Origin of the sequence: Nocardioides sp. Soil796, from assembly GCF_001429525.1 — a bacterium.
In the GTDB taxonomy this organism is placed as follows: Bacteria; Actinomycetota; Actinomycetes; order Propionibacteriales; family Nocardioidaceae; genus Nocardioides.
In genome coordinates this window covers 42,314-66,289 of the sequence record NZ_LMSQ01000002.1, presented here as the reverse complement: position 1 = coordinate 66,289, position 23,976 = coordinate 42,314, and the positions used below count along the sequence as shown (strand labels likewise).

Genomic DNA, 23,976 nt, shown 5'->3' with positions numbered 1-23,976 from the left:
GCTCCCCACGGCAGATGTCCCGTGGGGAGCGAAGGTTTCCCCGGTGCACCGGGGAAACCTGCAAGGCTCAGGAACCCGAGGTGAGCCGCTCCACGCCGTCGACGAGGCGCTGGTCGTCGGGGGTCACGCCGGGACGGAACCGCGAGATGACCTTGCCGTCGGCGGCGATCAGGAACTTCTCGAAGTTCCACTGCACGTCGCCGGCCTCACCCTCCTCGTCGGGCACCTTGGCCAGCTCGGCGTAGATCGGGTGCCGGCCGTCACCGTTGACCTCGACCTTCTCGGTCATCGGGAAGGTCACGCCGTACGTCGCGGAGCAGAACTCGGCGATCTCGTCCGACGTGCCGGGCTCCTGGCCGCCGAACTGGTTGCACGGGATGCCGATGACCGAGAAGCCGCGGTCGGCGTACTGCTCGTGCAGCTGCTCGAGAGCGGTGTACTGCGGGGTGAGCCCGCACTTGGAGGCGACGTTGACGAGCAGCGCGGGCTTGCCGCCGGTGATCTCGCCGAGGGTCGCGCTGGTGCCGTCGAGGCGGGCGATGGGGGCGTCGAGGATGCTCATGCGGCGAGCCTAGCCGGAGTCCGGAAGGAGTCAGGCGCTGGCCGAGCGGGCACCCAGCCACGGGCCGAAGCCGTCGTCGCGACCGACCCAGCGGGCCAGGCCGGCGGCCAGCTCGGCGTCGGTCATCAGGGCGGCGTCGAGGTCGTGGAGGACCTGGTCGCGCCGCTCGTCGCATCCGGTGATCACCAGGTGCGTGCGGGGCCCGCGGACGGGGCGGTGCGCGGCGGTGCCGATGCTCAGCTGGCCACCGGAGCCGGCCCACAGTGCGACGCTGTCGGGATGGGTGGGCAGCCAGAAGGTGCCGCGACCGATGTAGGAGTGACCGCCGAGGGACTCGATCGAGTCCATCAGTCGTTGCGGGTGGAAGGCCCGCCAGGAGTCGAGCATCACCGTCCAGACGCCTGTCTCCTCGGCCAGGGGTGACGTGCAGTCGGTGACCCCGTCCTCGTCGACCCGGGCGGGGAGGAAGGCCGGCTGCTGCGCGTCGTACGACGACGGGGCGGTGCCCGGGGTGAGCAGCTGCCCGGCGGTCAGCTCGGTGCACTCGGGGACGAGCACGGCGCCGGGGGCGCGCACCTCGTCGACCAGGGCCCGGGCCACGTCGTCAGCGGCGCCGTCGAGCACCAGCAGGTCGGCAGCGCCGAGCAGGTCGACCAGCACCTCGCCCACGGCGCGGATGTCGCCGGCGTGGCGCTGGTCGTCGCGCTCGCGCAGGAGATCGTCGCCGCACAGGTCGTCGAGCAGGCGGGACCCGTCGAGGGCGGCGACGACCGCGCCCATGGTCAGCAGGGGCCGGCGCTCGAGCATCGGCGGCAGGGCCGCGGTGAGTGCCGAGGTGTGGGCGGCCGGCGGGAGGCTCAGCACCAGTGAGGCCCAGCGACCCGCTTCGGACAGGCGGGCCAGCGTCGGCACGATCTCGTGGCGCAGTGCGCAGGAGAGGCACGCGTGGTCGAGGGGCACGGTCTCGCGCTCGAGGATGCCGGTCGCGTCGGAGACGACCCGGGTGATCGTCTGGCCCATCACGTCGAGCTCGAAGCGGGCCAGGGCCGAGTCGGGCAGGGTGAACGCGAGGCTGGCTTCGACCGGCTCCTGGGCCTCACGGGTGAGGCCGGCAAGGACGACGACGGGAGTCTGGCGGCTGGTGAACGAACGCATGGCCCCGACCCTAAATGAGAATGGTTCTCAAACGCAACCCGAGATGCGGCAAAAGTTAACGGGGTCGGGTGCCTTGCCGGACTCCGGCCCAGACCCGAGTGTTGGGCTCGACCCGGCCGTCGAGGTGACGGCCATCCCCACTCGGGAGGATCCACCGCATGACACCCGCACGCACTCGCATCGCGGCCCTGGCCGGCATCGCGACCCTCGCCGCCGGAGTCGCACTTGCCCTGCCCGGCAGCGCCACCGCCCGGCCCGGCAGCGCCACTGTCGACCCTCAGCCGACAGCCGTGCCGGACGCACCGGACATCCCGCTCAGCGCGGTGACCACGCATCTCGAGGAGTTCCAGTCGATCGCCGAGGCCAACGGCGGCAACCGCTACACCGGGCAGCCCGGCTACCGCGCCTCGCTCGACTACGTCCAGGCCCAGCTCGACGCCGCAGGGTTCGTCACCGAGGTGCAGTCGTTCAGCACCCGGGCCGGTACGTCGTACAACCTGATCGCCGACTGGCCGGGCGGCGACCCGACGAACACCGTGATGATGGGCGGCCACCTCGACAGCGTCGACGAGGGGCCGGGCATCAACGACAACGGCACCGGCTCCGCAGCGATCCTGGCCAGCGCCCTCGCGTTCGCGCAGAGCGGCGCGGAGCCGACGAACCACGTGCGCTTCGGATTCTGGGGCGCGGAGGAGCTCGGTCTGCTCGGCTCCACGCACTACGTCGACAGCCTCTCGACAGTGGAGGTCGACGACCTGGCGGCGTACTTCAACTTCGACATGGTCGGCTCGCCGAACCCCGGCTACTTCGTCTACGACGACGACGCGAACGGCACCGAACTGCGCGACAGCCTGACCGCGTCGTACGACGCGGCCGGCATCGACTCCGACTACATCGACGTCGACGGTCGCTCCGACCACGCCGCGTTCATGCAACGCGGCATTCCCACCGCCGGCACGTTCTCCGGCGCCGAGGGCACCAAGACCTCGACGCAGGCCGCGAAGTGGGGCGGGCAGGCCGGGCAGGCCTATGACCCGTGCTACCACTCCGCCTGCGACGACATCGACAACCTCGACACCGCGGCACTCGACCTGAACGCCGACCTGATCGCGGACACCCTGTGGGCGTGGGCCGACCACGACTTCGGTGGCGGCACGACGGAGCCGCCGACCGGCGACGACGCGATCACCAACGGCGGCTTCGAGGACGGCACCACCGGATGGCAGGCCACCAACGGCGTGGTCACCACCGACCTCGACCAGTCCGCGCACGGCGGTTCGGGCAAGGCGTGGCTCAACGGCTACGGCCGGGCGCACACCGACAGCGTCGCGCAGACCGTCACCGTGCCCGACGCCGGCCGGCTCACGTTCTGGCTCAGGGTCGACACCGACGAGGACACCACCGGCCAGGCCTACGACACGCTCCGGGTCAAGGCTGGTTCCACGACGCTCGGCACGTGGTCGAACCTCGACGCAGGCGACTACCGGAGCATCGCGCTCGACCTGTCGGCGTACGCCGGGCAGTCGGTGGCGCTCACCTTCGTGGGAACCGAGGACGCCTACCTGGCCTCGGACTTCGTCATCGACGACGTGTCCCTCACTTCTGCCGGGTGACCTCGGCGCGGCGCGCGTTTGATCGCTGCGCCACCGGGGGAAGGTTCTGTCATGACGCAGATGCCGCAGCAGCACGACCCGACGTACCAGGCGCTCAACCAGCTCGTGGCCGCCGGACAGCTGTCTCCCGACCAGGCCCAGGCTGCGCTGGACGCCACGCGTGCCGGCGCAGGACGCGCGCCGTTCTTCGCCAACTCGTTGGTGCCGGTGTGGCTGCGTCCCGACGTACTCCTGGTGGTCTTCGGCACGGCGCTGCTCAGTGCGGCCGTCGCCGTCTCCACCGTGTGGACCCGCGAGGACGGCGACATCGACTGGTCGAACTACCTGGTCGGCATCGGTGCCACAGTCGTCCTCCTGGCCGGTGCCGCCGCCGGGTGGTTCCTCGTGCAGGACCCGGCGCGCAAGGCCAACCTGATGTCGTGGCCCGGTGCACTCGGGGCCATCGGAGTGGGCCAGATGATCGGCGTCGGCCTGGACGACAACGACTTCGCCGTCTACGGCGTCGGCGTGGTCATCGTGGCGCTCTGCGCCGGCGGCTACTACCTGATCCGCCAGCCCGCGTTCGTGGTCGCAGCCATCGTCGGCATCTTCCTGCTCTACGTGCAGGTCTTCGACGACACCTACGGCGTCGACGACATCGACGGCGACAACTTCGGCATCGCCCTCGGCCTCGTCGTCCTCGTCTTCACACTGATGATCACCGTCGCTGGATGGTTCCTGCCCACCCGTGACCTGACCGCGCTCATCGTGGGTTCCTTCGCGGTCGGCGCCTACGCGGTCACGCTGGTGGCGCTCGTCGCCATCGCTGCCGTGTCGATGGCGTTCTCCGGGTTCGACGAGATGGACGGAGGGGAGCCCAAGCAGCCGGACAACCCCTACACCAACGACGTGTGGTTCCTGCTCGTCTTCGGAGCGATCCTCACGCTCGTCTGGGCGGCCGCCTGGTGGCTGCGCGGCCACGACGGCTACCGCGTGCTCATCCTGGCGATGCTGACCTCGATCCTTCCCGCTGCCACGTTCGCGCTCGCGGTCGAGCACCCGACCTGGTGGGGTGTCGTGCTGGCCGCGCTCGGCGCCATCGGTCTCGCGCTGGCCGTCGGCCGGGCGCTGGGCATGCTGCCGAACAACCGCCAGGCGCCGACCCGGCCTCCCGTCTGAGCGGACCCGTTCGCTTCCCGGCGGCGACAGGGACGAGGTGGCTTGTGCGGGCACGGCACACTGTCGGCTGCACCGGCTAACGTCGGCAGCCCGCACCTCGGCCACCTGGGAGGCCCCGCTTGAGCTTCGTCCCCGTCACCGGACCGGCGACCTTCCACGTCGCCGACCCGGCCCGCGACAGCGTGGTCGAGTTCAGTGACGACCGGCGCACGGTCAGCCTGCCGATGCGGGCCGCCCTTCCGGTCCTGACCCGGGCCCGCGGCCGCGACGACGTGCACCCGAGTGTGGGTCTGCTGGCCGGTGCGGCGCTGCTCGGCATGCAGTTCGTGGCTGCCGGCAAGCTCGAGCCCGGCACCGGCGGCTGGCGCATCGCGACGCTCGAGCACGCCGACGAGGAGCGGCTGCGCCTGCTCGCGGAGTCCCGCGACCACGACGGCACCACCGACCCGCTCGGCCTCGTGCGAGGTGTGGTGCACGCCGTCGCCGACGCGATGGCCCGCTCCGCCCCGTCCTCCACGTCCGTACGACGACCCGCGCGCCCCACCGGCATCGGCAGTGGAGGTCCCGGCGGCCTGAAGCGCAGGGCTCCGCACGCCGACGTCACCGCCCGCATCCAGGAGCGGGTGTCGCGGCTGGCCCGGCCCGACGACCTGCCCCACCTCGTCTCCCTGGGGCTGCGCATCGAGGCCGACGAGGAGGAGCTGATCGGCGGCTCCGTGCGCCTCGTGCTCCAGGTGCACGACGAGCAGAATCCGCTCCACTTCGCCGACGCCGCGCGGCTGTGGACCGAGCGCCCGGCCGACGCCACCCACGGTTTCGGCTCGCGCGCCCACATCCATGCCAGTCAGGCGCTCCGGGCCGCGGCCGAGGCCTGGCCGGTGCTCGAGCGACTCCTCGAGCTGCGCGTCCCCGACCAGATCACCCTCGACTCGATCGAGGTCGCCAGCCTGCTCGACGACGGGTTGAGCGCGCTCCAGGCCCGGGGGGTCGACGTGCTCTTCCCACGCTCGCTCGGGCGTGACCTGACCACCCGCGCGGTCCTTCGGCCCGGGGGCGGCAAGCAGGAGGAGCCGTTGGTCGACGGGCTCTTCGGCACCGACGCGCTGTTCAGCTTCAACTGGCAGGTGGCCCTGCACGGCGACCCGCTCACCGAGGCCGAGATGGACGAGCTGGCCGCCGCCACCAGCCCGGTGATCAAGCTGCGCGACAACTGGATGCTGGTCGACCCCAAGGTCGCCAAGCGGGCCAAGAAGCGGCTGATCAGCACCGCCAGGCCGGCCCAGGCCCTGGCCGCCACCCTGACCGGCACGATCGCCGTCGACGAGGTCGACACGTCGGTGATCGTCGGGGCGACGCTCGAGAAGGTACGCGAGCGCATCCGCACTGCCGCCACCCGCGATCCGCTCGCCGCGCCATCCGCGTTGCGGGCCACGCTGCGCGACTACCAGCTGCACGGCCTGACCTGGCTGGCCGAGATGAGCTCCCTCGGCCTGGGTGCCTGCCTGGCCGACGACATGGGCCTGGGCAAGACGATCACCGTGATCGCGCTCCACCTGCACCGACTCGAGTGCGGCCACACCGGACCGGTGCTGGTGGTCTGCCCGGCCTCACTGCTGGGCAACTGGGAGGCCGAGATCAACCGCTTCGCCCCCGGAGTCGACGTACGCCGCTTCCACGGCGGCCAGCGCACCCTCGAGGGGCTGGAATCGGGCTTCGTGCTCACGACGTACGGCACGATGCGCGCCGACGGACAGCCGAAGGGCAAGCGAGAGCTGGCCGGTGTCGAGTGGGACCTCGTGGTCGCCGACGAAGCGCAACACGTGAAGAACCCGCAGTCCTCCACGGCCCGGGCGCTGCGCACGATCGACGGCCAGGCCCGCATCGCCCTGTCGGGCACCCCGGTCGAGAACAACCTGACCGAGCTGTGGGCGATCCTCGACTGGGCGATCCCCGGGCTGCTCGGCTCGCGCAACGCGTTCCGCAAGGTGTGGGCCGGCCCGATCGAGTCCGGCCTCGAGCCGACCAAGGCGCGCCAGTTCGCCGACCTGATCGAGCCGTTCCTGCTGCGCCGTCGCAAGTCCGACCCCGGGATCGCGCCCGAGCTGCCGGCCAAGACCGAGACCGACCACCCGCTCCAGCTCACCCGCGAGCAGGCGGTGCTCTACGAGACGCTGGTGCGCGAGTCGATGGAGCGCATCGAGCAGGCCGACGAGCACGCCCGCCGCGGCCTCGTGCTCCAGCTGCTGACCGGGCTCAAGCAGATCTGCAACCACCCGGCGCACTACCTCAAGCAGGCCAGCTCCCGCCTCGCCGGTCGCTCCGAGAAGCTCGACCTGCTCGACGAGCTCCTCGGCACCGTGCTCGCCGAGGAGGGCGCGGTGCTGATCTTCACCCAATACGTGCAGATGGCGCGGCTGCTCGAGCAGCACCTGGCGCACACCGGCGTCCCGACCCAGTTCCTGTACGGCGGCACGCTCGTGCAGGAGCGTTCGGCGATGGTCGACCGTTTCCAGCGGGGCGAGGTGCCGGTCTTCCTGCTCTCGCTCAAGGCCGGCGGCACCGGGCTCAACCTGACCGCGGCCGACCACGTCATCCACTTCGACCGCTGGTGGAACCCCGCCGTCGAGGAGCAGGCCACCGACCGGGCCTACCGCATCGGACAGACCCGGCCGGTGCAGGTGCACCGGCTGATCACCCGCGGCACGATCGAGGAGCGCATCGCCGAGCTGCTGACCCGCAAGCGGGCACTGGCCGACTCGGTGCTGGCCCGCGGCGAGGCGGCGCTGACCGAGCTGAGCAACGACGACCTGCGCGACCTGGTCACCCTGCGGAGCACCGATTGAGCGCGGTCACCCATCCCCGGTTCGCCCCGCGCCGCTCGACCAGGTCAGCTCCGTGGTGGAGCAAGGCCTGGTCGCGGGCCGTCGAGGAGGCGGCCTACCACCTCACCGACCTGCGCACCGGCCGAGCCCTGGCCCGGGGCGGGCACGTCGGCGCGTTGACCCTCGACCGGGGCAGCCTCTTCGCCGCGGTGCAGCAGGGGGACGACGCCTGGACGGTCCAGATCGCGATGCCCACCCTGTCGGGTGAGGGCATCGCCACGTTCGTCGAGCTGGTGGCCGCCGAGTCCGGGCGCATCGCCCGGCTGCTCGACGGCGACCTCCCGCACCAGCTGGTCGAGGACGCCGAGGACGCCGGCGTCGAGCTGCTGCCGTACGGCGGGGAGCTGTCGGCCGAGTGCAGCTGCGAGGCGTGGGCCCAGCCGTGCGTGCACGGCCTCGCCGTGCTGACCCAGTTCACCTGGCTGATCGACGACGACGCCCTGGCCCTGCTCCACCTGCGCGGCCTCCCGCGCGAGGAGCTGCTCGCCCAGCTGCACGCCCGCCAGGTGCAGAGCGCCGAGACGGAACCCCAGTCAGCGGAAGGCGGCGCAGACCCCGAGCTTCTCGCGGATGTCGACGTGGGAGTCGATGCTGCCCTTCGGGCCGCACGCGTGTTGGAGCTGCTCGAAGAAGGCGCCGACGTCGACCACCTCCTCTGACCCACGAACCGTCAATCCTTGCGTCGCGAACCTGCAATTCTTGATGCGCGAGCCGTGGGTTCTGGACGTCCGAACCGTGGATTCTTGGTGGTCGGTTCAGGCCCAGGGGTCCTCGCGACGCCACACCGTCGGGAAGTGCAGGTCGACGCCGTCGGCACGCGCCAACGGGTCGAGCACCCGCATCGTCTCGTCGAGGTCGTCACCGGCGTAGGGCAGTGCCCGCATCGGCTCGTCGAGCGGCCTGAAGAAGTCGTCCCAGTGGATCAGGACCACGCGTCGGGCGCCCACCGCGCGCACCGTCTCCTGCCAGAACGTGGTCATGTACTCCTCGGACTGGACCCCGAGCTGACCGACGCCGAGGTAGACGACGTCCGCGCTCTGCTCTGCGAGGGCACCGGGGACGAACCCGGCGCTGCCCTGGACGAGCACCGAACGCCCCGACGCGTGCCGGATGAACGTCGACCACGCCTCGCCGCACTTGTACGCCGACGCGCGGGCCGGCGTACCCACGGGAGTGTCGATCGTGCCCGGATAGCGGTCCGGTGGGCAGTGGTGGCTCTCGACCAGGGTGAGCGTGAAGTCGCCGAAGGTCAGCGAGTCGCCCGGCGCCACCTCGTCGATGCGTGACTCGGGCAGTCCGTGGCCGCGCCCGATGTTCGCGGTCGAGGTGCCGCCGACCAGCTGCGCACCGGTGCGCTCAGCGACGACGGCGGAGTCCATCGCATGGTCGAAGTGGCTGTGCACCGGCAGTACGGCGGCCAGTCGGTCGACGCCGACCCGGTTCAACGCAGTGTCGATGCGTGAGTCGTCCGGGTTCAACGCGCGCAGCGCCACCCTGGGCAGGCTCGGCCGGCTGAAGAACCCGTCGGTCATCAACGAGGTCTCGCCGTCGCTGACCAGCAGGGTGGCCACTCCCAGGAAGGTCACCGAGAGGTCACTGTCCGCAGCAGGTACGTCGAACCGGTCGGCGTACTGGGCGAGGTCCGGGCGTCCGAAGCGAAGGCGCATGGCCCGAGGCTAGACCTTGGACCGACCGAGGAGGACCGTGTCGACGTCCTTCCGCAGCGGGCGTGCTGTCGGGTGTGCGTTGGGCTCACGGCGACGGCCAGGTCGGTGTCTCGCTGCATCTGCCGATCCGATTGGCCCCCTCTGCGGTCAGCATTCGAGGCCAATCGGCCCGGCCGACCGAGCGCGCGATGGACTCTCTGGGGACCTACGCGCGAGGCCGGGGATCCGCTCAGCGCCTGTCGACGGCTGGCTCGGGCTGGACGACGGGCCGGGTCAACCGCGGTAGACCGAGACCGCCCAGTCGGAGGCATCGGTGAAGGGATCGAGCTCCCAGGTGCCGAAGCGGTGCTCGAGGGTCCAACCGACAGCGGACGCGTCACGGTCGAGATCGGAGGTCGAGTAGGGCCGGTCGAGGTGGAAGCCGAACACCGCCCGGCCGCCCGGCACCAGCACAGAGGCCATCGCCGCCAGCACCCGCGGCTCGGAGCCCGGGTCGACGTAGACCATCACGTTGCCGGCGCACACGATCACGTCGAAGGTGCCGAGCGACGGCGTCAGGTCGACGAGGTCGAGCACTTCCAGGCGTACGTCGGGGTGCTGCTCGTGGCCCGCTTCGATCAGCAGCGGATCGGCGTCGACGCCGACCAGGTCGTGCCCGACCCGGGCGAGTGCGGCGGCGACCCGTCCGGCACCGCAGCCCGCATCGAGGATCCGGGAGCCGCGCTTCGCCATCGCGTCGGTGAACCTGGCCTCGCCGTCGACGTCCTTGCCCTGGGCCGCGATCTTCACGAACCGCTGGCTGTAGTCCTCACGTTGCTCGAGGGACCGCTCGTCGAACCACCTGGTGCTCACGCTCCCGAGTCTCCCACGCCGACGGACGGCCACCCGGCTCGGTCAGAGGCCGAGCGCGCGGGCGGCCATGTCCTGGAGCAGTCGGCGCATCTCCTTCTCCGGCAGGAAGGCGCTGTGCGGCGTCGAGTTGAGCAGGCCGAACGTGGCGTGGGCCCTGGCCCGGGCCGCGACCAGGGTCAACGAGTCGTCGGCCTTGCGCAGCTCGCCGGCCCACAGGTCGACGTACGACCGCTGGAGGGTGCGGACCTTCTCGCGCGCCTCGGCAGGCAGCGAGGCCCAGTCCCGGTCCTGTACGACGATCAGCGCCTTGTTGGCCAACGCGAAGGAGATGTGCCAGTCGATCAGCGCTTCCAGGGCCGAGCGCGGGTCGGTCGACGCGGCCACTCGAGAGCGCCCGACGCTGAGGAGCTCCTCGCTGATCGCGACCAGCATCTCGGCGAGGATCGCGTCCTTGGCCGGGAAGTGCTTGTAGAGCGCGGGGCCGCTCATGCCGCACGCTGCGCCGAGCTCGCCGACCGAGACCCCGTGGAAGCCACGTTCGGCGAACAGCGTCGCCGCGGTGGCGAGGATCTGTTCGCGTCGGCTCATGCGCGACAGAGTAGGCCACGCACTGTTCAGGACGACGAGGGTGCGCAATCCTCGGTTGTGTCGTAGCCTAAGCAACGGTTAATGATCATTAACCAACAAGATCTTCTGGGAGGGCACGTGACCGACACCGAGTCCGGAGGCCTGCGGGCTGCCGTCGACGAGCTGCGCGACCGCCTGGCCGCCGTACGCAACGACGGCGCCGGTGGCAACGAGGCGGCCCGCACCAAGCACACCGACCGCGGCAAGCTGCTGGTGCGCGAGCGGGTCAACAGGCTCCTGGACCCGGGCAGTCCCTTCCTCGAGTTCAGTGCCCTGGCCGCGACCGGCATGTACGGCAAGGAGGGTGACGAGAACGCCGTGCCCAGCGCCGGCATCGTCACCGGCCTCGGCCAGGTCAGCGGCCGCACCTGCGTGATCATCGCCAACGACGCGACGGTCAAGGGCGGCACCTACTACCCGATGACGGTCAAGAAGCACCTGCGCGCGCAGGAGATCGCCCGCGCCAACAAGCTCCCGGTCATCTCGCTGGTCGACTCCGGCGGCGCGTTCCTGCCGATGCAGGACGACGTCTTCCCCGACAAGGAGCACTTCGGCCGCATCTTCTTCAACCAGGCCAACATGAGCGGCGAGGGCATCCCGCAGATCGCCTCGGTGATGGGCTCGTGCACCGCCGGCGGCGCCTACGTGCCCGCCATGTCCGACGAGACCGTGATCGTGAAGAACCAGGCCACGATCTTCCTCGGCGGCCCGCCCCTGGTGAAGGCGGCGACCGGGGAAGTCGTCACCGCGGAGGACCTCGGCGGCGGCGACGTGCACGCCCGCAAGTCCGGCGTGGTCGACCACCTCGCCAACGACGACGCCCACGCGCTGGCCATCGTGCGCGGCATCATCGAGACTGTGCCGAGGCCCACCTCCACGCCGTGGGAGGTGCTCGAGCCGGAGGAGCCGCACGAGGCGCCCGAGACGTTGTACGACGTGGTGCCGAGCGACACCCGCACGCCGTACGACGTCCGCGAGGTGATCCGCCGCGTCGTCGACGCCAGCCGGTTCACCGAGTTCAAGCAGTACTACGGCGAGACGCTGGTCTGCGGCTTCGCCCGCATCTGGGGTCACCCGGTGGGCATCGTGGCCAACAACGGCATCCTGTTCAGCGAGTCCAGCCTCAAGGGCGCGCACTTCATCGAGCTGTGCAACCAGCGCAAGATCCCGCTGGTCTTCCTGCAGAACATCACCGGCTTCATGGTCGGTCGCGAGTACGAGAACCGCGGCATCGCCAAGGACGGCGCCAAGCTGGTCACCGCGGTGGCGTGCAGCGTCGTACCCAAGTTCACCGTGGTCATCGGTGGCTCGTTCGGCGCCGGCAACTACGGCATGTGCGGCCGGGCCTACGACCCGCGCTTCCTGTGGATGTGGCCCAACGCGCGCATCTCGGTGATGGGCGGCGAGCAGGCCGCGAGCGTGCTGGCCACGGTCAAGCGCGACGGCATCGAGGCCAAGGGCGGCGAGTGGTCGGCCGACGAGGAGGAGCAGTTCAAGGCGCCGATCCGCGACCAGTACGAAGCCCAGGGCTCGCCCTACTACTCCACCGCGCGCATCTGGGACGACGGCGTGATCGACCCCGCCGACACGCGCCGCGTGCTCGGCCTGGGCCTGGCCGCCGCCGCGCACGCGCCGGTGCCCGAGCCCTCCTACGGAATCTTCAGGATGTGAACAGGTGAAGACTCTTTTGATCGCCAACCGTGGCGAGATCGCGCTGCGCGTCATCGGCAGCGCCCGCGCCCTCGGCATCCGGACCGTCGCGATCCACACCGACCTCGACGCCACGGCGCCGCACGTCCGTGAGGCCGACCACGCCGTCCGGGTCGAGGCCTACCTCGACATCGACGCGGTCGTGCAGGCCGCGAAGGACTCCGGCGCCGAGGCCATCCACCCGGGCTACGGCTTCCTGTCGGAACGCGCAGAGTTCGCCCGCGCGGTCGAGCAGGCCGGGCTCACCCTGGTCGGCCCGAGCGCCGACGTGATGGACCGGATGGGCCGCAAGGACGCCGCTCGCGAGGTCGCGATCGCGGCCGGCGTGCCGGTCGTGCCGAGTTACGGCATCGACGACGACCCGGCCTCGATGAACTACCCGATCCTGGTCAAGGCTGCGGCCGGCGGGGGCGGCAAGGGCATGCGCATCGTGCGCGCGGCCGACGAGTTCGAGGCCGCGGTCGCCGCCGCGAAGCGTGAGGCCGCGAAGTCGTTCGGCGACGACACCATGCTGATCGAGAAGTACGTCGAGCGCGGTCGCCACATCGAGGTGCAGGTGATGGCCGACTCCCACGGCAACGTCGTCCACCTCTTCGAGCGCGACTGCTCCACGCAGCGGCGCCACCAGAAGGTGCTCGAGGAGGCCCCCGCGCCCACCATCGACGAGGCCACCCGTGCGCTGATCACCGGCGCCTCGGTCGCCCTCTCGAAGCAGGTCGGCTACGTCAACGCCGGAACGGTCGAGTTCCTCCTCGACGCCGACACCGGCGAGGCCTACTTCCTGGAGATGAACACCCGCCTCCAGGTCGAGCACCCGGTCACCGAGTCCGTCGTGGCCTGTACGCCGAGCGGCGACAAGGTCGACCTCGTGGCCGTGCAGCTGGCGGTCGCGTCGGGCGAGGAGCTGCCGTTCACGCAGGACGACCTCTGGCTCGACGGCCACGCGATCGAGGCCCGCGTCTACGCGGAGGACCCCTACTCGGGCTTCCTTCCCCAGGCCGGCAACGCCACCCTCGTGCGCTGGCCGGTGCCGCCGTTCGAGGGCACCCGGGACGGCATGCGCGTCGACGCGGCGCTGGAGAGCAACCAGGTCGTCTCCACCAGCTTCGACCCGATGCTCGGCAAGGTGATCGCCGTCGGCAAGGACCGCGAGGAGGCCCGTCGCCAGCTGGTCACGGCGCTCGAGCGCACCTCGATCCTGGGCCTGACCACCAACACCGGCTTCCTGCGCGAGATCGCCGAGAGCGACGCGTTCCGCGACGCGGAGATCGACTCGGCCTGGCTCGACCGCCACCCGCCGACTGCGCCGGATCCGTCGTTGGCCCGCACCATCGCGGCGTGGACCGACGTGGCGATCGCCCGCCTGGTCGAGAGGCCCGGACCCTTGATGGCCGACGGATGGCGTGACGGCGGCCCCGCCGTACCCACCCTGGTCGAGCTCGACCAGGTGGTCCGCGTCGACCGCGCCGCAGGACTGGTCGACGACACCCGTGTGGTCGAGCGCTCGATGGCCGACCACGTCGCCAGCCTGCGGGTCGACGGCCAACGCATCGACGCCGTCGTCAACGCCCAGGAGCACGGTATCGACGTCGCCCTGCGTGGGCAGCGCTTCAACTTCGAACGCCCCGACGTGTTCGGCGACCACGGGCCCGTGGTCGGTGACGGCACCCTGCTCGCCCCGATGCCCGGCACCGTCCTGGCGGTCAACGCCACCAGCGGCCAGGAGGTCAAGGAGGGCGACGTGCTCGGCACCATGGAGGCGATGAAGATGGAGCTCGCCCTCAAGGCGCCCTTCGACGGCACCGTCGTCGCCGTGCACCCGAAGGTCGGCGAGCAGGTGCCGTTGGGCGCCGTACTCTTCGAAGTGGAGGCAAGCGCATGAGGCAACCGCAACGCGTCGAGAGCTCTTCGCCGATGCCCGACCGGGTCACCATCTGGGAGGTCGGACCCCGCGACGGCCTGCAGAACGAGAAGGCGATCGTGCCGACCGAGGTGAAGGCCGAGTTCATCCGGCGGCTCCTCGACGCAGGGCTCCCGATCGTGGAGGCGACCAGCTTCGTGCACCCCACGTGGGTGCCGCAGCTGGCCGACGCCAAGGAGCTGATGGAGGGGTTGGCCAATCCGGAGCTGCCCGTGCTGGTGCCCAACGAGCGTGGCCTCGACCGGGCGCTCGAGCTGGGTCTCAAGCACATCGCTATCTTCGGCAGCGCCACGGAGACCTTCGCCACCAAGAACCTCAACCGCAGCCTCGACGAGCAGTTCGCGATGTTCGAGCCGACCGTACGCCGGGCCCGCGAGGCCGGCATGGACGTGCGCGCCTACGTGTCGATGTGCTTCGGCGACCCGTGGGAGGGCGACGTGCCGGTCGAGCAGGTCGTCGGCGTCGGCAAGCGGCTCTTCGACCTCGGCGCCAGCCAGCTCAGCCTGGGCGACACGATCGGCGTCGGCACCGCCGGCCACGTGAAGCGGCTGATCGGCGCCTTCGACGAAGCTGGCCTCGGCGTCGACCACCTTGCGGTCCACTTCCACGACACCTACGGCCAGGCGCTGGCCAACGCGTACGCCGCGCTCGAGGCCGGCGTGACGACGTTCGACGCCAGCGCGGGCGGCCTCGGCGGCTGCCCGTACGCCGAGAGCGCCACGGGCAACCTGGCCACGGAAGACCTCGTCTGGATGCTCCACGGACTCGGCATCGAGACCGGGGTCGACCTCGAGGCGCTGGTCGCGACCAGCACCTGGATGGCCGGACACCTCGGACGGCCCAGCCCCTCGCGGGTGGTCACCGCGCTGTCATGACGGGTGCGGTGCTGTCATGACGCGTGCGGCACAATGCCGCCCATGAGCAAGCGCAAGGTCTACCTGCACATTGGGGCGCCGAAGACCGGCACCACCTATGTGCAGGACAGGCTGGCGCTCAACGCCCGCGGCCTGACCGGCCACGGTGTGCACTTCCCGAACAAGCGGCTCTTCGCCGATCCGACCCTGTTCCACTTCCGTGCGGCCCTCGACCTCCTCGGCCAGGACTGGGGCGGACCCTCGGGGCACGCGGACGGCTCCTGGGCCACCATGCTCAAGCAGGTACGCCGGCGCAGCGGCACGGTGATCATCAGCCACGAGATCCTCGCGCCGGCACCGGCCGACAAGATCGCCCGCGTGATGAACGACCTGTCCGACAGCGAGATCCACGTGGTCTACAGCGCCCGGGACATGGTCCGCCAGCTGCCCGCCGCGTGGCAGGAGAGCGTCAAGCAGGGCCGGAGGTGGACCTTCGAGCGGTTCTTGGCCAAGGCCGAGCACGGCAGCCCCTGGTTCATGAAGGCCTTCGACCTGCCGGCCGTGCTCGAAGCGTGGGGGAGGAGCCTCCCTCCCGAACGCCTCCACGTGGTCACCGTCCCGCAGGGACGCACCGACTCCAACCTGCTCTGGAAGCGCTTCTGCACCGCGTTCGGGGTCGACCCGACGTGGGCGCCCCTCGACAGCGAGCGCTCCAACGCGGGGCTCGGCGTCGCCGAGACGGAGCTGTTGCGACGGCTGAACCGTCAGCTCGACCGCACCACCCGCAGCACGGCGTCCCACGACGAGCTGATCCAGACGATGCTCGACCGAAGTGAGCTCGGGCGGCGCCGGTCGCGCAAGGTTCAGCTCCCGCCGGCCCACTACGCCTGGGCGCAGGGTGAGGCCGAGCGGTGGATCGCGTGGGCCGAGCGCGTCGGCGTCGACGTGGTCGGCGACCTGGCCGACCTGCGCTCCGGAGAGCCGCCCGCGGACCTGCCGGAGGACCCCAACGAGGTCCGGGCCAAGGCGATCACCAAGGCCGCGGTCAGTGCGCTCACGGTGATGACCCGCGAGGCGGCCAGTCGTCCCGACCCCTCACGCGAGATCGGTGCCCGCCTCAAGGCGCGCGCCGAGCAGATGCGGCAGCGGTGACGGTTTGAGCAGTGACGCGCATCGGGAGCCCGGTCTCCATCGCGCCTGGGCCTGGGTCGACCACCTCCGCGCCGGCGGCACGACCCCGTGGAGCGACTTCACCGGCAGCGTCGACTCCCGCGGCAGCCTCCTGCCCGGGGCGATCCAGCTCGAGGTGGCCCGTCGGCTGAACCTGGTCGGCGGGGTCGACTCTGCGGAGCATGCAGCGCTGGTCGACCGGGTCTTCGAGACCAGCGGACCCGGGCGCGGCCAACCCGACCTGGAGCTCGTCGGCGTGCACACCGGCTCCCGCTTCGGGCCCCGGCCCGTCGATCCCGCGGAACTGCCCGGCGACGAGCTGATCCGGATGGCGGTCGGCCTGCTCGCCGACCTCGTCGTCGCGCACGACCCGGGCGAGCCGGTGGTCGAGAAGCCGCGGGCCGCGCTCCCGTGGCGCCGTGCCTACAGCCTGTACGGCGACCCGCTGGCTGTGTCGCAGGTGCGCACCACCCTGGTCCGCGCCGGGGCAGCGCCGGGACGTCGATCGCCCGTCGCGGTGATCCTGGCCGACGACCTGGCCGGCATGCTGGCCGACGTGTGGAGCTGGCGGGTGCAGCACGCGGTGAACCCGTCGTGGCGTTGGTGGCTGGCCGGCTGGGCCCGCAACGACCGGCTGCCCCGGGTGCTCGACCTGCCGTCGGTGGCCGCCAACCAGGCCGCCCGGCTGGGTGCCGACCGTGTGCACATCGTCGCGGCTGCCCATCACGTACCACTGGTCGCCGGCCTGGTCGGCTGCCGACGACCGGTCGACGCGACGAGAGTGGGGCTCTCACCGGAAGCCCTCGACGTGGTGCGCCACGTCAACGTGGTGCTCCGGGTGCTGGCCGACCCCGATCGGCACCAGCACCTCCTCCGTGACGTGCTGCTGCCGTGGCTGGCCGACGAGACCGGCCGCCGCCGCGTCGTACCGCCCCGCCACCTGGAGTGGGTGCGCCACCGGGCGATGCGAATGCGCGATGAACTCCGGGTTGCTGGATACCCTGTGCTCGGGGATCTGGACGCCCTCGTCCCGACCGACCAGCCACGTGCTGCCGGTCCGACCGATGACGGTGTCCTCGACGTGGCCCTGAGAACGTTGCTGAAGGTCAAGGAGATCGATACGTGAGCCCGAAGCGGGTCATCCTCCACGTCGGGACCCCGAAGACCGGCACGTCCTACCTCCAGGACGTGCTGTTCAGCAACCGCGACCACCTCGCCGGACAGGGCGTGCTCTACCCGGCCGACCGTTTCGACGGGCACTTCCTGGCGGCGCTCGACCTGATGCGGCTTCCGTGGGGCGGTCTGGAGACCCAGGCTGTCGGGGCATGGGACCGGCTCGCCGCCCAGGTGCGCGAGTGGCCCGGAACCGCGATCATCAGCCACGAGATCCTGGCCACCGCCGACCGCACGCAGATCCGCCGGGCCCTCGAGACGCTGGGCCACCCCGACACCGAGATCCACGTGGTGCTGTCGGTGCGCGACCTGGTCCGCCAGATCCCGGCGGAGTGGCAGGAGAACGTCAAGCACCGGCGCACGATCAGCTACCGCAGGTTCCTCGCCCAGGTGCAGGACCCCGACCGCGCCGGCCGCATCGCCACGTGGTTCTGGGGCGTCCAGGAGATTCCCGACATCCTCAACCGATGGGGCGCCGAGCTCGATCCGTCACGCGTCCACGTCGTCACCGTGCCGAAGCCGGGCGCACCCAAGACGCTGCTCTGGGAGCGCTTCGCCGAGGCCTTCGACCTCGGCGGCCTCGACCTCGACCTGCACGTCGAGCGGGCCAACCCGTCGCTCGGCGTCCCCGAGACGGCCCTGATCCGGCGGATCAACAAGACCTCGAACGCCGACGTCGAGCCGAGTGCCTACCGGCCTCTGGTGCGCGAGCTCCTGGCCCACCAGACCCTGTCCCGGCGCGCGGAGTCGCCGCGGCTGGCGCTCCCGCCGGACGTCTGGGCCTGGGCCGACGAGCTCTCCCACGCCTGGGTCGACGAGCTGCGCGCGCGGCGGTACGACGTGGTCGGTGATCTCGACGACCTCATCCCGGACCGCAACCCGGTGGAGTTCAGCGACCCCGACCGCCCGCGCCATCGCGAGGTCAACGCCGCCGCGCTCGACGCGATCCACGCGCTGCTGCTCGAGGGTGCCCGCATGCGCCAGGTCGAGGCCGACCTGCGCGACGAGCTCCGCGACACCCAGATCGCGCTGGAGCGGGCCTACCTGCGACCGACGTACCGCGCCCGCGAGAAGATCGTCCGCTCCGCCGAGGACAAGGGCTGGGGGCGCCGGATGCTCGGCCTCTACCGTCGGGTGCGGGGCAGGAGCTCGCGGCCGGCATAGCGGCCGACCTGCCAGGTGCTCCATGCGTCGGCGCTCATGCCGACGACGCCGCCCACCACCGGGACCCGTCGCCCGATCGTGGTGGCCAGTCGCTTGCCCGCGACCTTGCCGATCAGCGACGCGGCCACCTCGGACGCGATGGTCCTGTCGAGTGCCGCGTCGTGCACGGGCGCGGTGGCCAGGGCCATCGGCGGTGCCGGCAGCTTCTTCGACTTCACCATCTTCTTCACCGAGTCCTCACCGAGGGCGCAGGCCAGGATCGCGTTGCGGACCCGCTGGTCGTCGAGGTCGTAGCCGCGCAACGACGCGATCACCGAGATCATCCGGCACTGGATCAGGGCCAGGCCCGTGATGTTCGCGGGCAGGGCGGCGGCGGCCGTGACCAGCCCGCCGAGGTTCGTGGCGAAGCCCTCGGCGCCGGCGTAGGCGGCGTGCAGCTCGATCGTCTCGCGGATCGCGCGGTCGACGTCGCCGCCCTCCTTCGCGAGCTTGCGCCGGGCGGTCGTCTCGGCCGACGGCAGGGGGCCCACGCCCTCGATCGCCCGCCGGAGCGCCTCGCGGACGAACCCGGAAGTCAGGTTGGGTGCTGCCTGCGTGATCTTCGGCGTGATCCGCTTGGTGATGCTCGATCCGATACCCATGCGGTGCATCCTAGGTGGGTGCCCGTCGAACCGCCCGTCACGCCGTGGGAGTTCCCCGATCCCTCGCCCGTGGCCGACGACCTGATCGCGATCGGCGCGGACCTGCAGCCGGGAACGCTGCTGCGCGCCTACCGTGCGGGCTTCTTCCCGATGCCGCTGGAGGGCGACGACCTCGGTTGGTGGTCGCCCCAGCTCCGCGGCGTCCTGCCACTCGACGGGATGAGGGTCACGCGTTCATTGCGCAGGTCGTGCCGTGACTTCGAGATCCGCGTCGACACCGCCTTCGAGGAGGTGATCGACGCCTGTGCCGATCCTTCGCGCGAAGGCTCCTGGATCGACGGCGGCATCCGTACGGCGTACGTCGACCTGCACCACCTCGGGTGGGCGCACTCCGTCGAGGCCTGGCGCGACGGCCGACTCGCCGGCGGGTTGTACGGCGTCGCGACAGGTGGCCTCTTCGCAGGTGAGTCGATGTTCCACCACGAACGCGATGCCTCGAAGGTGGCCCTCGTCGGACTGGTCGACCTGCTCGACGACGGGGTCGAGGGCCGGCTGCTCGACGTGCAGTGGCAGACCGAGCACCTGGCCTCCCTGGGCGTGGTGGAGGTGCCGCGGTCGGCGTACCTCGAGCGGCTGCGGCGCGCCGTCGTGGTCCCACTGCCGAAGGCGTTCGCCTGAGCACTGTCGATCCTCGGGTACCGGCGCCGTACCCCGCCCCGGTGTCGGCTCAGGTGCCGTGAGTCAGGATGGGCGGAGTTGAACGGGGAAATTCCATCGACCCGAGGAGTGACCGGGATGCGACGAGCCACACTTGCCTGCGCCAGCCTCTTGCTGCTGGCCGGCCTCACCGCCGGCTGCGGTGACGATTCCGGCGACGACTCGAAGAAGGACGACGAGACCTCGTCCGCCTCACCGACCGACTCGACCGAATCCGCGGACGCGTCCGACGACGCGTCCGAGGAGTCCGACGACACCACGGACGACGAGTCCAGTGAGGCGCCCTCCGACGGTGCCAGCGTCGACCCGTCCAATGCCGACTTCTGCCAGGCCGCCGAGGACGCGACGGCGGCCGAGGAGATCGACGACCTGAAGGACGCCGTCGGCGACCTCGTCGAGAACCTTCCCGACGACGCGGGCAGTGACGCCGAGGCCGGCCTGGCCTACCTGGAGTCCGCCCTGGCGAAGTCATCGAGCGAGAAGCAGTTCGTGCAGGAGGTCGAGAAGGCCACACCGGAGCAGCAGGCAGCGGTCCAGGCGTACAGCGCCTTCGAGTCCGAGACCTGCTCGATGCCGGCAGCGCCGAGCACGTCGCCGTCCAACTGACCCGGCTGGCGGGCGGACCCGGCTGCCCAAATTGACGGCGGGCGACCTGATTTTGCCCCGGATGTCGGGATCGTGGAGCGGTTGGCCCGCTGTTCTCAGGAATTTCTCAAGAAATCTGTGTCGTACATGCATGGAATCTCATTGGGATGGGAACGTGGCGACAGACATTCCCTATTGACGAAGAGGTGACGGGATGCGACGACTCGCACTCGTGGGCGCGAGCCTGGTCCTGGTTGGCGGACTGGCCGCATGTGGCGGCTCCCCGGACGACGCGTCCAAGGACGATTTCTGCAAGGCGATGGACAAGGTCGGCAAGGCCGGCGACGACTTCGACAAGTACAAGGACGCCGTCGACGAGCTCAGCGACACCGGTACGCCGGAGAACATCGACGACGACGCCCGTGACGGCTTCGAGTTCCTGGTTGACGAGGTGGGCGACGCCGACAGCGAGAAGGACCTCGACGACGTCGACGTCAAGGGCGACGACAAGAAGGCCACCGAGGCCTTCGGCAAGTACTACGCCAAGGAATGCCAGTAAGCCTGTTCCAAGGTGTGCAGCGTGACTGCGGGGCGGCCTCTCCGGGCCGCCCCGCAGTTCGCGTTGCGGGCCGGGGCATTGGTTTGATGTACGTACCCGGGCAGGGCTCTGCCCGGGGACGAAGACGAGAGGTGTGACCCATGCGTCGAATCGCATTCCTGTGTGCCAGCGCCATCCTGCTTGCCGGCACCACCGCAGCCTGTGGCGACGACGACTCGAGCGGCGACACCCGCGCCGGCGACCCGGCCAGCCCCGGTGAGTCCACCTCCGAAACCACCGAAACCCCCACCGATGACGTCAGCGAGACGCCCACCGAGACGGAGTCGACGGAAACCGAGTCGACCGACCCGAACACCTCGGAGTTCTGCACCGCGGCCACCGCGGAGGGCTTCGACGAGGGCGGCTTCACCGAGATCAAGAGCTGGGGCGCGGGCCTGGCCGAGGCCACCCCGCCGTCCGAGCTCAGCTCCGACGAGGCCGCCGGTTTGCAGATCCTGATCAAGATGGTCAACGGTGCGAAGACCGAGGCCGAGCTGACCAAGGCCGGCAACTCCTTCACCCCCGACGAGAAGGCCCAGGTCGACGCGTTCCTGGCCTACGTCAACCGCGAGTGCCTCTGACACCCACCGCACCACCGACTCAGGAGTGACTGTGCAGATCAAGCGACTTGCCGCCGTGGCGGCCTCCCTCACCCTGCTGGGTGGCCTGACCGCCGCGTGCGGCGGCTCACCCGACGACGCGTCGAAGGGCGACTTCTGTGACGCCATGGAGAAGGTCAACTCCTCCACGGGTGACGACTTCGACAAGGCCAAGGACGCCGTGAAGGACCTGGCCGATGTCGGCACGCCCGACGGCATCCCCGACGACGCCCGGGAGGGCTTCGAGCTCCTCGTCGACGCGTACGACGACGCGGACAGCGAGAAGGATCTCGAGGCCGCCATCGACGACCTGGGCAAGGACGACGAGAAGAAGGGCCGGGCGTTCGGCGAGTACTACGCCGAGAAGTGTGTCGGTGACCTGCCCACGGGCCTGCCCACGGGCCTGCCCTCCGACCTGCCGAGCGAGCTCCCGTCCGGCCTGCCGAGCGAGCTGCCGAGCGGCCTGCCCAGCGAGATCCCGAGCGACCTCCTGTCCAACCTGCCCAGTGACTTCCCGAGCAGCCTGCTGACCATGCTCCCCTCGGACATGGCCACCGAATAGGTCGTCTCAGACCACCTGGGGCGCCTGGCCGGTCTCACTCACCATGGGACGGCCGGCGCCCTCCCAGTCGAGCATGCCGCCGTCGAGGTTCACCACGTCGCGGCCCTGACTGGCCAGCCAGGCGGTCGCCTGCGCCGAGCGGCCGCCGACCTTGCACACGACGAGGGTCTGCTCGTGCGGCACGTCGTCGAGCCGGTTGCCGAGCTCGGAGAGCGGGATGTGCTGGGCGCCGTCTATGTGGCCGTGGTCCCACTCGACCTGCTCGCGCACGTCGAGGACGTGCAGCCCCTCGGGCAACGGATCGGGGACGCCGGTGATGCTGACGGTGGGAACGTGCATGCGCCCGAGGCTACTTGAGGAACTTGCTGGTCCGGCGGTCGGCCAGCGGCTTGCCGCCGGTCTGGCAGGTCGCGCAGTACTGCAGGCTGGAGTCGGCGAACGACACCTCACGGACCACGTCGCCGCAGACCGGGCACTTCGCGCCGGTCTTGCCGTGCACGGCGAGGTTCGACTTCTTCTCACCCTTGAGCTCGCTCATCGCGACACCGTCGGCGCGGGCCACCGCCGCACCGAGTACGTCGCGGATCGCGGCGTACAACACGTCGACCTCGGTGTCGTCGAGTGAGGAGGCCGGCTTGAACGGCGACATCTTCGCGGCGTGAAGGAGCTCGTCGGAGTAGGCGTTGCCGATGCCGGCGATGGTGCCCTGGTGGCGCAGCACGCCCTTGATCTGCGCGCGCCCGGCGTCGTGCAGGATCTCGCGGAGCACGTCGACCGTGAACTCCTCGGCCAGCGGGTCCGGGCCCAGCCGGGCGATGCCCTCGACGTCCTGCGGCGAGCGGGCGACGTACAGGGCGAGGCTCTTCTTGGTGCCGGCCTCGGTGATGTCGAGGCCACTGTCGTCGTCCAGCACGATGCGGGCGGCCATCGGCGACTTGTTGCTCGGCTTCGGCGGCAGCTTGGGCACCTCGTCGCGCCAGCGCACCCAGCCGGCGCGGGCCAGGTGCAGGATCACGTGGAGGCCGCCGGTGCTGATGTCGAGGAACTTGCCGTGCCGGGTGACGCCCTCGACGAAGGTGCCCTCCACCGCCGACAGCGGCGGGTCGAAGGTCTTCAGTGCACTGAACGCGGCGATGTGGATCTTCGCGATGGCGCGCCCGTCCAGCCGGGACGCGAGGTCCCGGGTGAGCGCTTCGACCTCCGGCAGCTCGGGCACGCGCCCAGCCTAGTGGCCTTCCAGGTCGTCGGGTGTGCCGTTGAACATGCAGTTCGGCCGTACGCCGCCCGTGGCCCCGCTCAGCCGGCCGGTCCGGCGCGCGAACTGCATGTTGAACGGTCCGCGCACGGGTGCTGCTCGGTGGAGCCGGCGGCGGCCGGACGGGTCAAGCCGGTGACAGATGCCCGGGGCAGGGGCATCATTGGTCCATGGCACGCTCGCCGTTCTCCCGGGCGGGGTCGATCCACCTCGACGCCCGCGGTGGCGACCGTGCGCTCAAGGTGACCTGGCACCACGAGGCCGGCGTGGTGGTGCTGTCGCTGTGGCGCGACAACGTCTGCGCCGCGTCGTTCCGGCTCGCCGTCGACGAGGTGCCCGACCTGATCGACGCGTTGCGCGCCGGCCTTGCCTCGGCGTACGACGAAGCCCACCCCGCTCACGACGTCCTGCGGCCCGGTTCTCCGGGCGACCGCCACGCAGGACGTCCGGCGTAACGTCCTGCGGCCCGGTTCTCCGGGCGACCGCCACGCAGGACGTCTTGATCGGACTC

Annotated in this window: 24 protein-coding genes; 16 read left to right on the top strand and 8 right to left on the bottom strand. The window is 70.8% G+C overall.

Annotated features, from left to right (window positions below):
• Positions 1 to 67: 67 nt before the first annotated feature.
• Both ASH02_RS00950 and ASH02_RS00945 read right to left on the bottom strand, forming a co-directional pair.
• A complete protein-coding gene (locus ASH02_RS00950; protein WP_056684399.1) occupies positions 68 to 562 on the bottom strand; it encodes a glutathione peroxidase in 495 nt (164 codons plus the stop codon).
• A 30-nt stretch (positions 563 to 592) separates the two neighbouring features.
• On the bottom strand, positions 593 to 1,717 hold the full coding sequence (locus tag ASH02_RS00945) for a GTP-binding protein (RefSeq protein ID WP_057294113.1): 1,125 nt from the start codon (positions 1,715 to 1,717) through the stop codon (positions 593 to 595).
• A gap of 158 nt (positions 1,718 to 1,875) precedes the next feature.
• On the opposite strand from ASH02_RS00945, the gene ASH02_RS00940 reads away from it, so the two are divergent.
• The 4 genes from ASH02_RS00940 to ASH02_RS00925 all read left to right on the top strand — a co-directional run bounded on the left by ASH02_RS00940 (position 1,876) and on the right by ASH02_RS00925 (position 8,029).
• Positions 1,876 to 3,330: a M28 family peptidase gene (locus ASH02_RS00940; RefSeq protein ID WP_057294112.1), complete on the top strand. Its 1,455-nt coding sequence runs from the start codon at positions 1,876 to 1,878 to the stop codon at positions 3,328 to 3,330.
• Between the two features lie 51 nt (positions 3,331 to 3,381).
• The gene (locus ASH02_RS00935; protein ID WP_057294111.1) at positions 3,382 to 4,488 is read left to right on the top strand and encodes a hypothetical protein; all 1,107 of its coding nucleotides are present in this window, start codon (positions 3,382 to 3,384) and stop codon (positions 4,486 to 4,488) included.
• A 119-nt stretch (positions 4,489 to 4,607) separates the two neighbouring features.
• Positions 4,608 to 7,331, top strand: a complete 2,724-nt coding sequence (locus tag ASH02_RS00930) for a DEAD/DEAH box helicase (RefSeq protein ID WP_057294110.1) — start codon at positions 4,608 to 4,610, stop codon at positions 7,329 to 7,331.
• Positions 7,328 to 8,029, top strand: a complete 702-nt coding sequence (locus ASH02_RS00925) for an SWIM zinc finger family protein (protein ID WP_056684412.1) — start codon at positions 7,328 to 7,330, stop codon at positions 8,027 to 8,029. Before ASH02_RS00930 ends, ASH02_RS00925 begins: the two co-directional genes overlap by 4 nt.
• Positions 8,030 to 8,125: 96 nt before the next feature.
• Here ASH02_RS00925 and ASH02_RS00920 read toward each other — a convergent pair whose 3' ends face one another.
• From ASH02_RS00920 to ASH02_RS00910, 3 genes are all read right to left on the bottom strand, one after another.
• On the bottom strand, positions 8,126 to 9,037 hold the full coding sequence (locus tag ASH02_RS00920) for an MBL fold metallo-hydrolase (RefSeq protein ID WP_056684415.1): 912 nt from the start codon (positions 9,035 to 9,037) through the stop codon (positions 8,126 to 8,128).
• A 273-nt stretch (positions 9,038 to 9,310) separates the two neighbouring features.
• A complete protein-coding gene (locus ASH02_RS00915; RefSeq protein WP_056684418.1) occupies positions 9,311 to 9,889 on the bottom strand; it encodes a class I SAM-dependent methyltransferase in 579 nt (192 codons plus the stop codon).
• A 42-nt stretch (positions 9,890 to 9,931) separates the two neighbouring features.
• Positions 9,932 to 10,477 carry an SACE_7040 family transcriptional regulator gene (locus ASH02_RS00910; RefSeq protein WP_056684422.1) on the bottom strand — a complete coding sequence of 182 codons (546 nt, stop codon included), beginning with the start codon at positions 10,475 to 10,477 and terminating at the stop codon, positions 9,932 to 9,934.
• 117 nt (positions 10,478 to 10,594) lie between these two features.
• Between ASH02_RS00910 and ASH02_RS00905 the strand changes: the two genes are divergently transcribed.
• Genes ASH02_RS00905 through ASH02_RS00880 form a run of 6 tightly spaced genes read left to right on the top strand, consistent with a single transcriptional unit; the run spans position 10,595 to position 18,508 of the window.
• Positions 10,595 to 12,187, top strand: coding sequence for a carboxyl transferase domain-containing protein (locus ASH02_RS00905; protein ID WP_327152741.1), 1,593 nt, complete (start codon positions 10,595 to 10,597; stop codon positions 12,185 to 12,187).
• A gap of 4 nt (positions 12,188 to 12,191) precedes the next feature.
• A complete protein-coding gene (locus tag ASH02_RS00900) occupies positions 12,192 to 14,108 on the top strand; it encodes an acetyl/propionyl/methylcrotonyl-CoA carboxylase subunit alpha (RefSeq protein ID WP_056684425.1) in 1,917 nt (638 codons plus the stop codon).
• Complete coding sequence (locus tag ASH02_RS00895; protein ID WP_056684427.1) at positions 14,105 to 15,022, top strand: hydroxymethylglutaryl-CoA lyase; 918 nt, start codon at positions 14,105 to 14,107, stop codon at positions 15,020 to 15,022. Before ASH02_RS00900 ends, ASH02_RS00895 begins: the two co-directional genes overlap by 4 nt.
• Before the next feature lie 42 nt (positions 15,023 to 15,064).
• Positions 15,065 to 16,153, top strand: a complete 1,089-nt coding sequence (locus tag ASH02_RS00890) for a hypothetical protein (protein WP_056684430.1) — start codon at positions 15,065 to 15,067, stop codon at positions 16,151 to 16,153.
• 4 nt (positions 16,154 to 16,157) lie between these two features.
• Positions 16,158 to 17,297 carry a hypothetical protein gene (locus ASH02_RS00885; RefSeq protein ID WP_056684433.1) on the top strand — a complete coding sequence of 380 codons (1,140 nt, stop codon included), beginning with the start codon at positions 16,158 to 16,160 and terminating at the stop codon, positions 17,295 to 17,297.
• A complete protein-coding gene (locus tag ASH02_RS00880; RefSeq protein ID WP_056684438.1) occupies positions 17,294 to 18,508 on the top strand; it encodes a hypothetical protein in 1,215 nt (404 codons plus the stop codon). Before ASH02_RS00885 ends, ASH02_RS00880 begins: the two co-directional genes overlap by 4 nt.
• Here ASH02_RS00880 and ASH02_RS00875 read toward each other — a convergent pair.
• Positions 18,469 to 19,149 carry an EcsC family protein gene (locus tag ASH02_RS00875; RefSeq protein ID WP_056684441.1) on the bottom strand — a complete coding sequence of 227 codons (681 nt, stop codon included), beginning with the start codon at positions 19,147 to 19,149 and terminating at the stop codon, positions 18,469 to 18,471. The two genes, ASH02_RS00880 and ASH02_RS00875, sit on opposite strands and share 40 nt — an antisense overlap.
• Positions 19,150 to 19,167: 18 nt before the next feature.
• Here ASH02_RS00875 and aat point away from each other — a divergent pair, with 18 nt between their 5' ends.
• From aat to ASH02_RS26545, 5 genes are all read left to right on the top strand, one after another.
• Positions 19,168 to 19,827, top strand: coding sequence for a leucyl/phenylalanyl-tRNA--protein transferase (gene aat / locus ASH02_RS00870; RefSeq protein ID WP_057294109.1), 660 nt, complete (start codon positions 19,168 to 19,170; stop codon positions 19,825 to 19,827).
• A gap of 117 nt (positions 19,828 to 19,944) precedes the next feature.
• A complete protein-coding gene (locus tag ASH02_RS00865; RefSeq protein WP_057294108.1) occupies positions 19,945 to 20,472 on the top strand; it encodes a hypothetical protein in 528 nt (175 codons plus the stop codon).
• Between the two features lie 193 nt (positions 20,473 to 20,665).
• The gene (locus ASH02_RS00860; RefSeq protein ID WP_056684452.1) at positions 20,666 to 21,010 is read left to right on the top strand and encodes a hypothetical protein; all 345 of its coding nucleotides are present in this window, start codon (positions 20,666 to 20,668) and stop codon (positions 21,008 to 21,010) included.
• Between the two features lie 140 nt (positions 21,011 to 21,150).
• The gene (locus tag ASH02_RS00855) at positions 21,151 to 21,630 is read left to right on the top strand and encodes a hypothetical protein (RefSeq protein ID WP_056890466.1); all 480 of its coding nucleotides are present in this window, start codon (positions 21,151 to 21,153) and stop codon (positions 21,628 to 21,630) included.
• A gap of 31 nt (positions 21,631 to 21,661) precedes the next feature.
• Positions 21,662 to 22,210 (top strand): hypothetical protein, encoded by a 549-nt coding sequence (locus ASH02_RS26545; RefSeq protein WP_200959025.1) that lies wholly within the window; start codon positions 21,662 to 21,664, stop codon positions 22,208 to 22,210.
• A gap of 6 nt (positions 22,211 to 22,216) precedes the next feature.
• Here the strand turns inward: ASH02_RS26545 and ASH02_RS00845 are convergent, their stop codons facing one another.
• Positions 22,217 to 22,549: a rhodanese-like domain-containing protein gene (locus tag ASH02_RS00845; protein ID WP_056684462.1), complete on the bottom strand. Its 333-nt coding sequence runs from the start codon at positions 22,547 to 22,549 to the stop codon at positions 22,217 to 22,219.
• A 10-nt stretch (positions 22,550 to 22,559) separates the two neighbouring features.
• Positions 22,560 to 23,426 (bottom strand): Fpg/Nei family DNA glycosylase, encoded by an 867-nt coding sequence (locus ASH02_RS00840; protein WP_056684466.1) that lies wholly within the window; start codon positions 23,424 to 23,426, stop codon positions 22,560 to 22,562.
• Between the two features lie 209 nt (positions 23,427 to 23,635).
• Between ASH02_RS00840 and ASH02_RS00835 the strand changes: the two genes are divergently transcribed.
• Entirely contained in the window at positions 23,636 to 23,920 is a 285-nt protein-coding gene (locus tag ASH02_RS00835; RefSeq protein WP_200949901.1) for a hypothetical protein, read from the top strand.
• Positions 23,921 to 23,976: the final 56 nt, after the last annotated feature.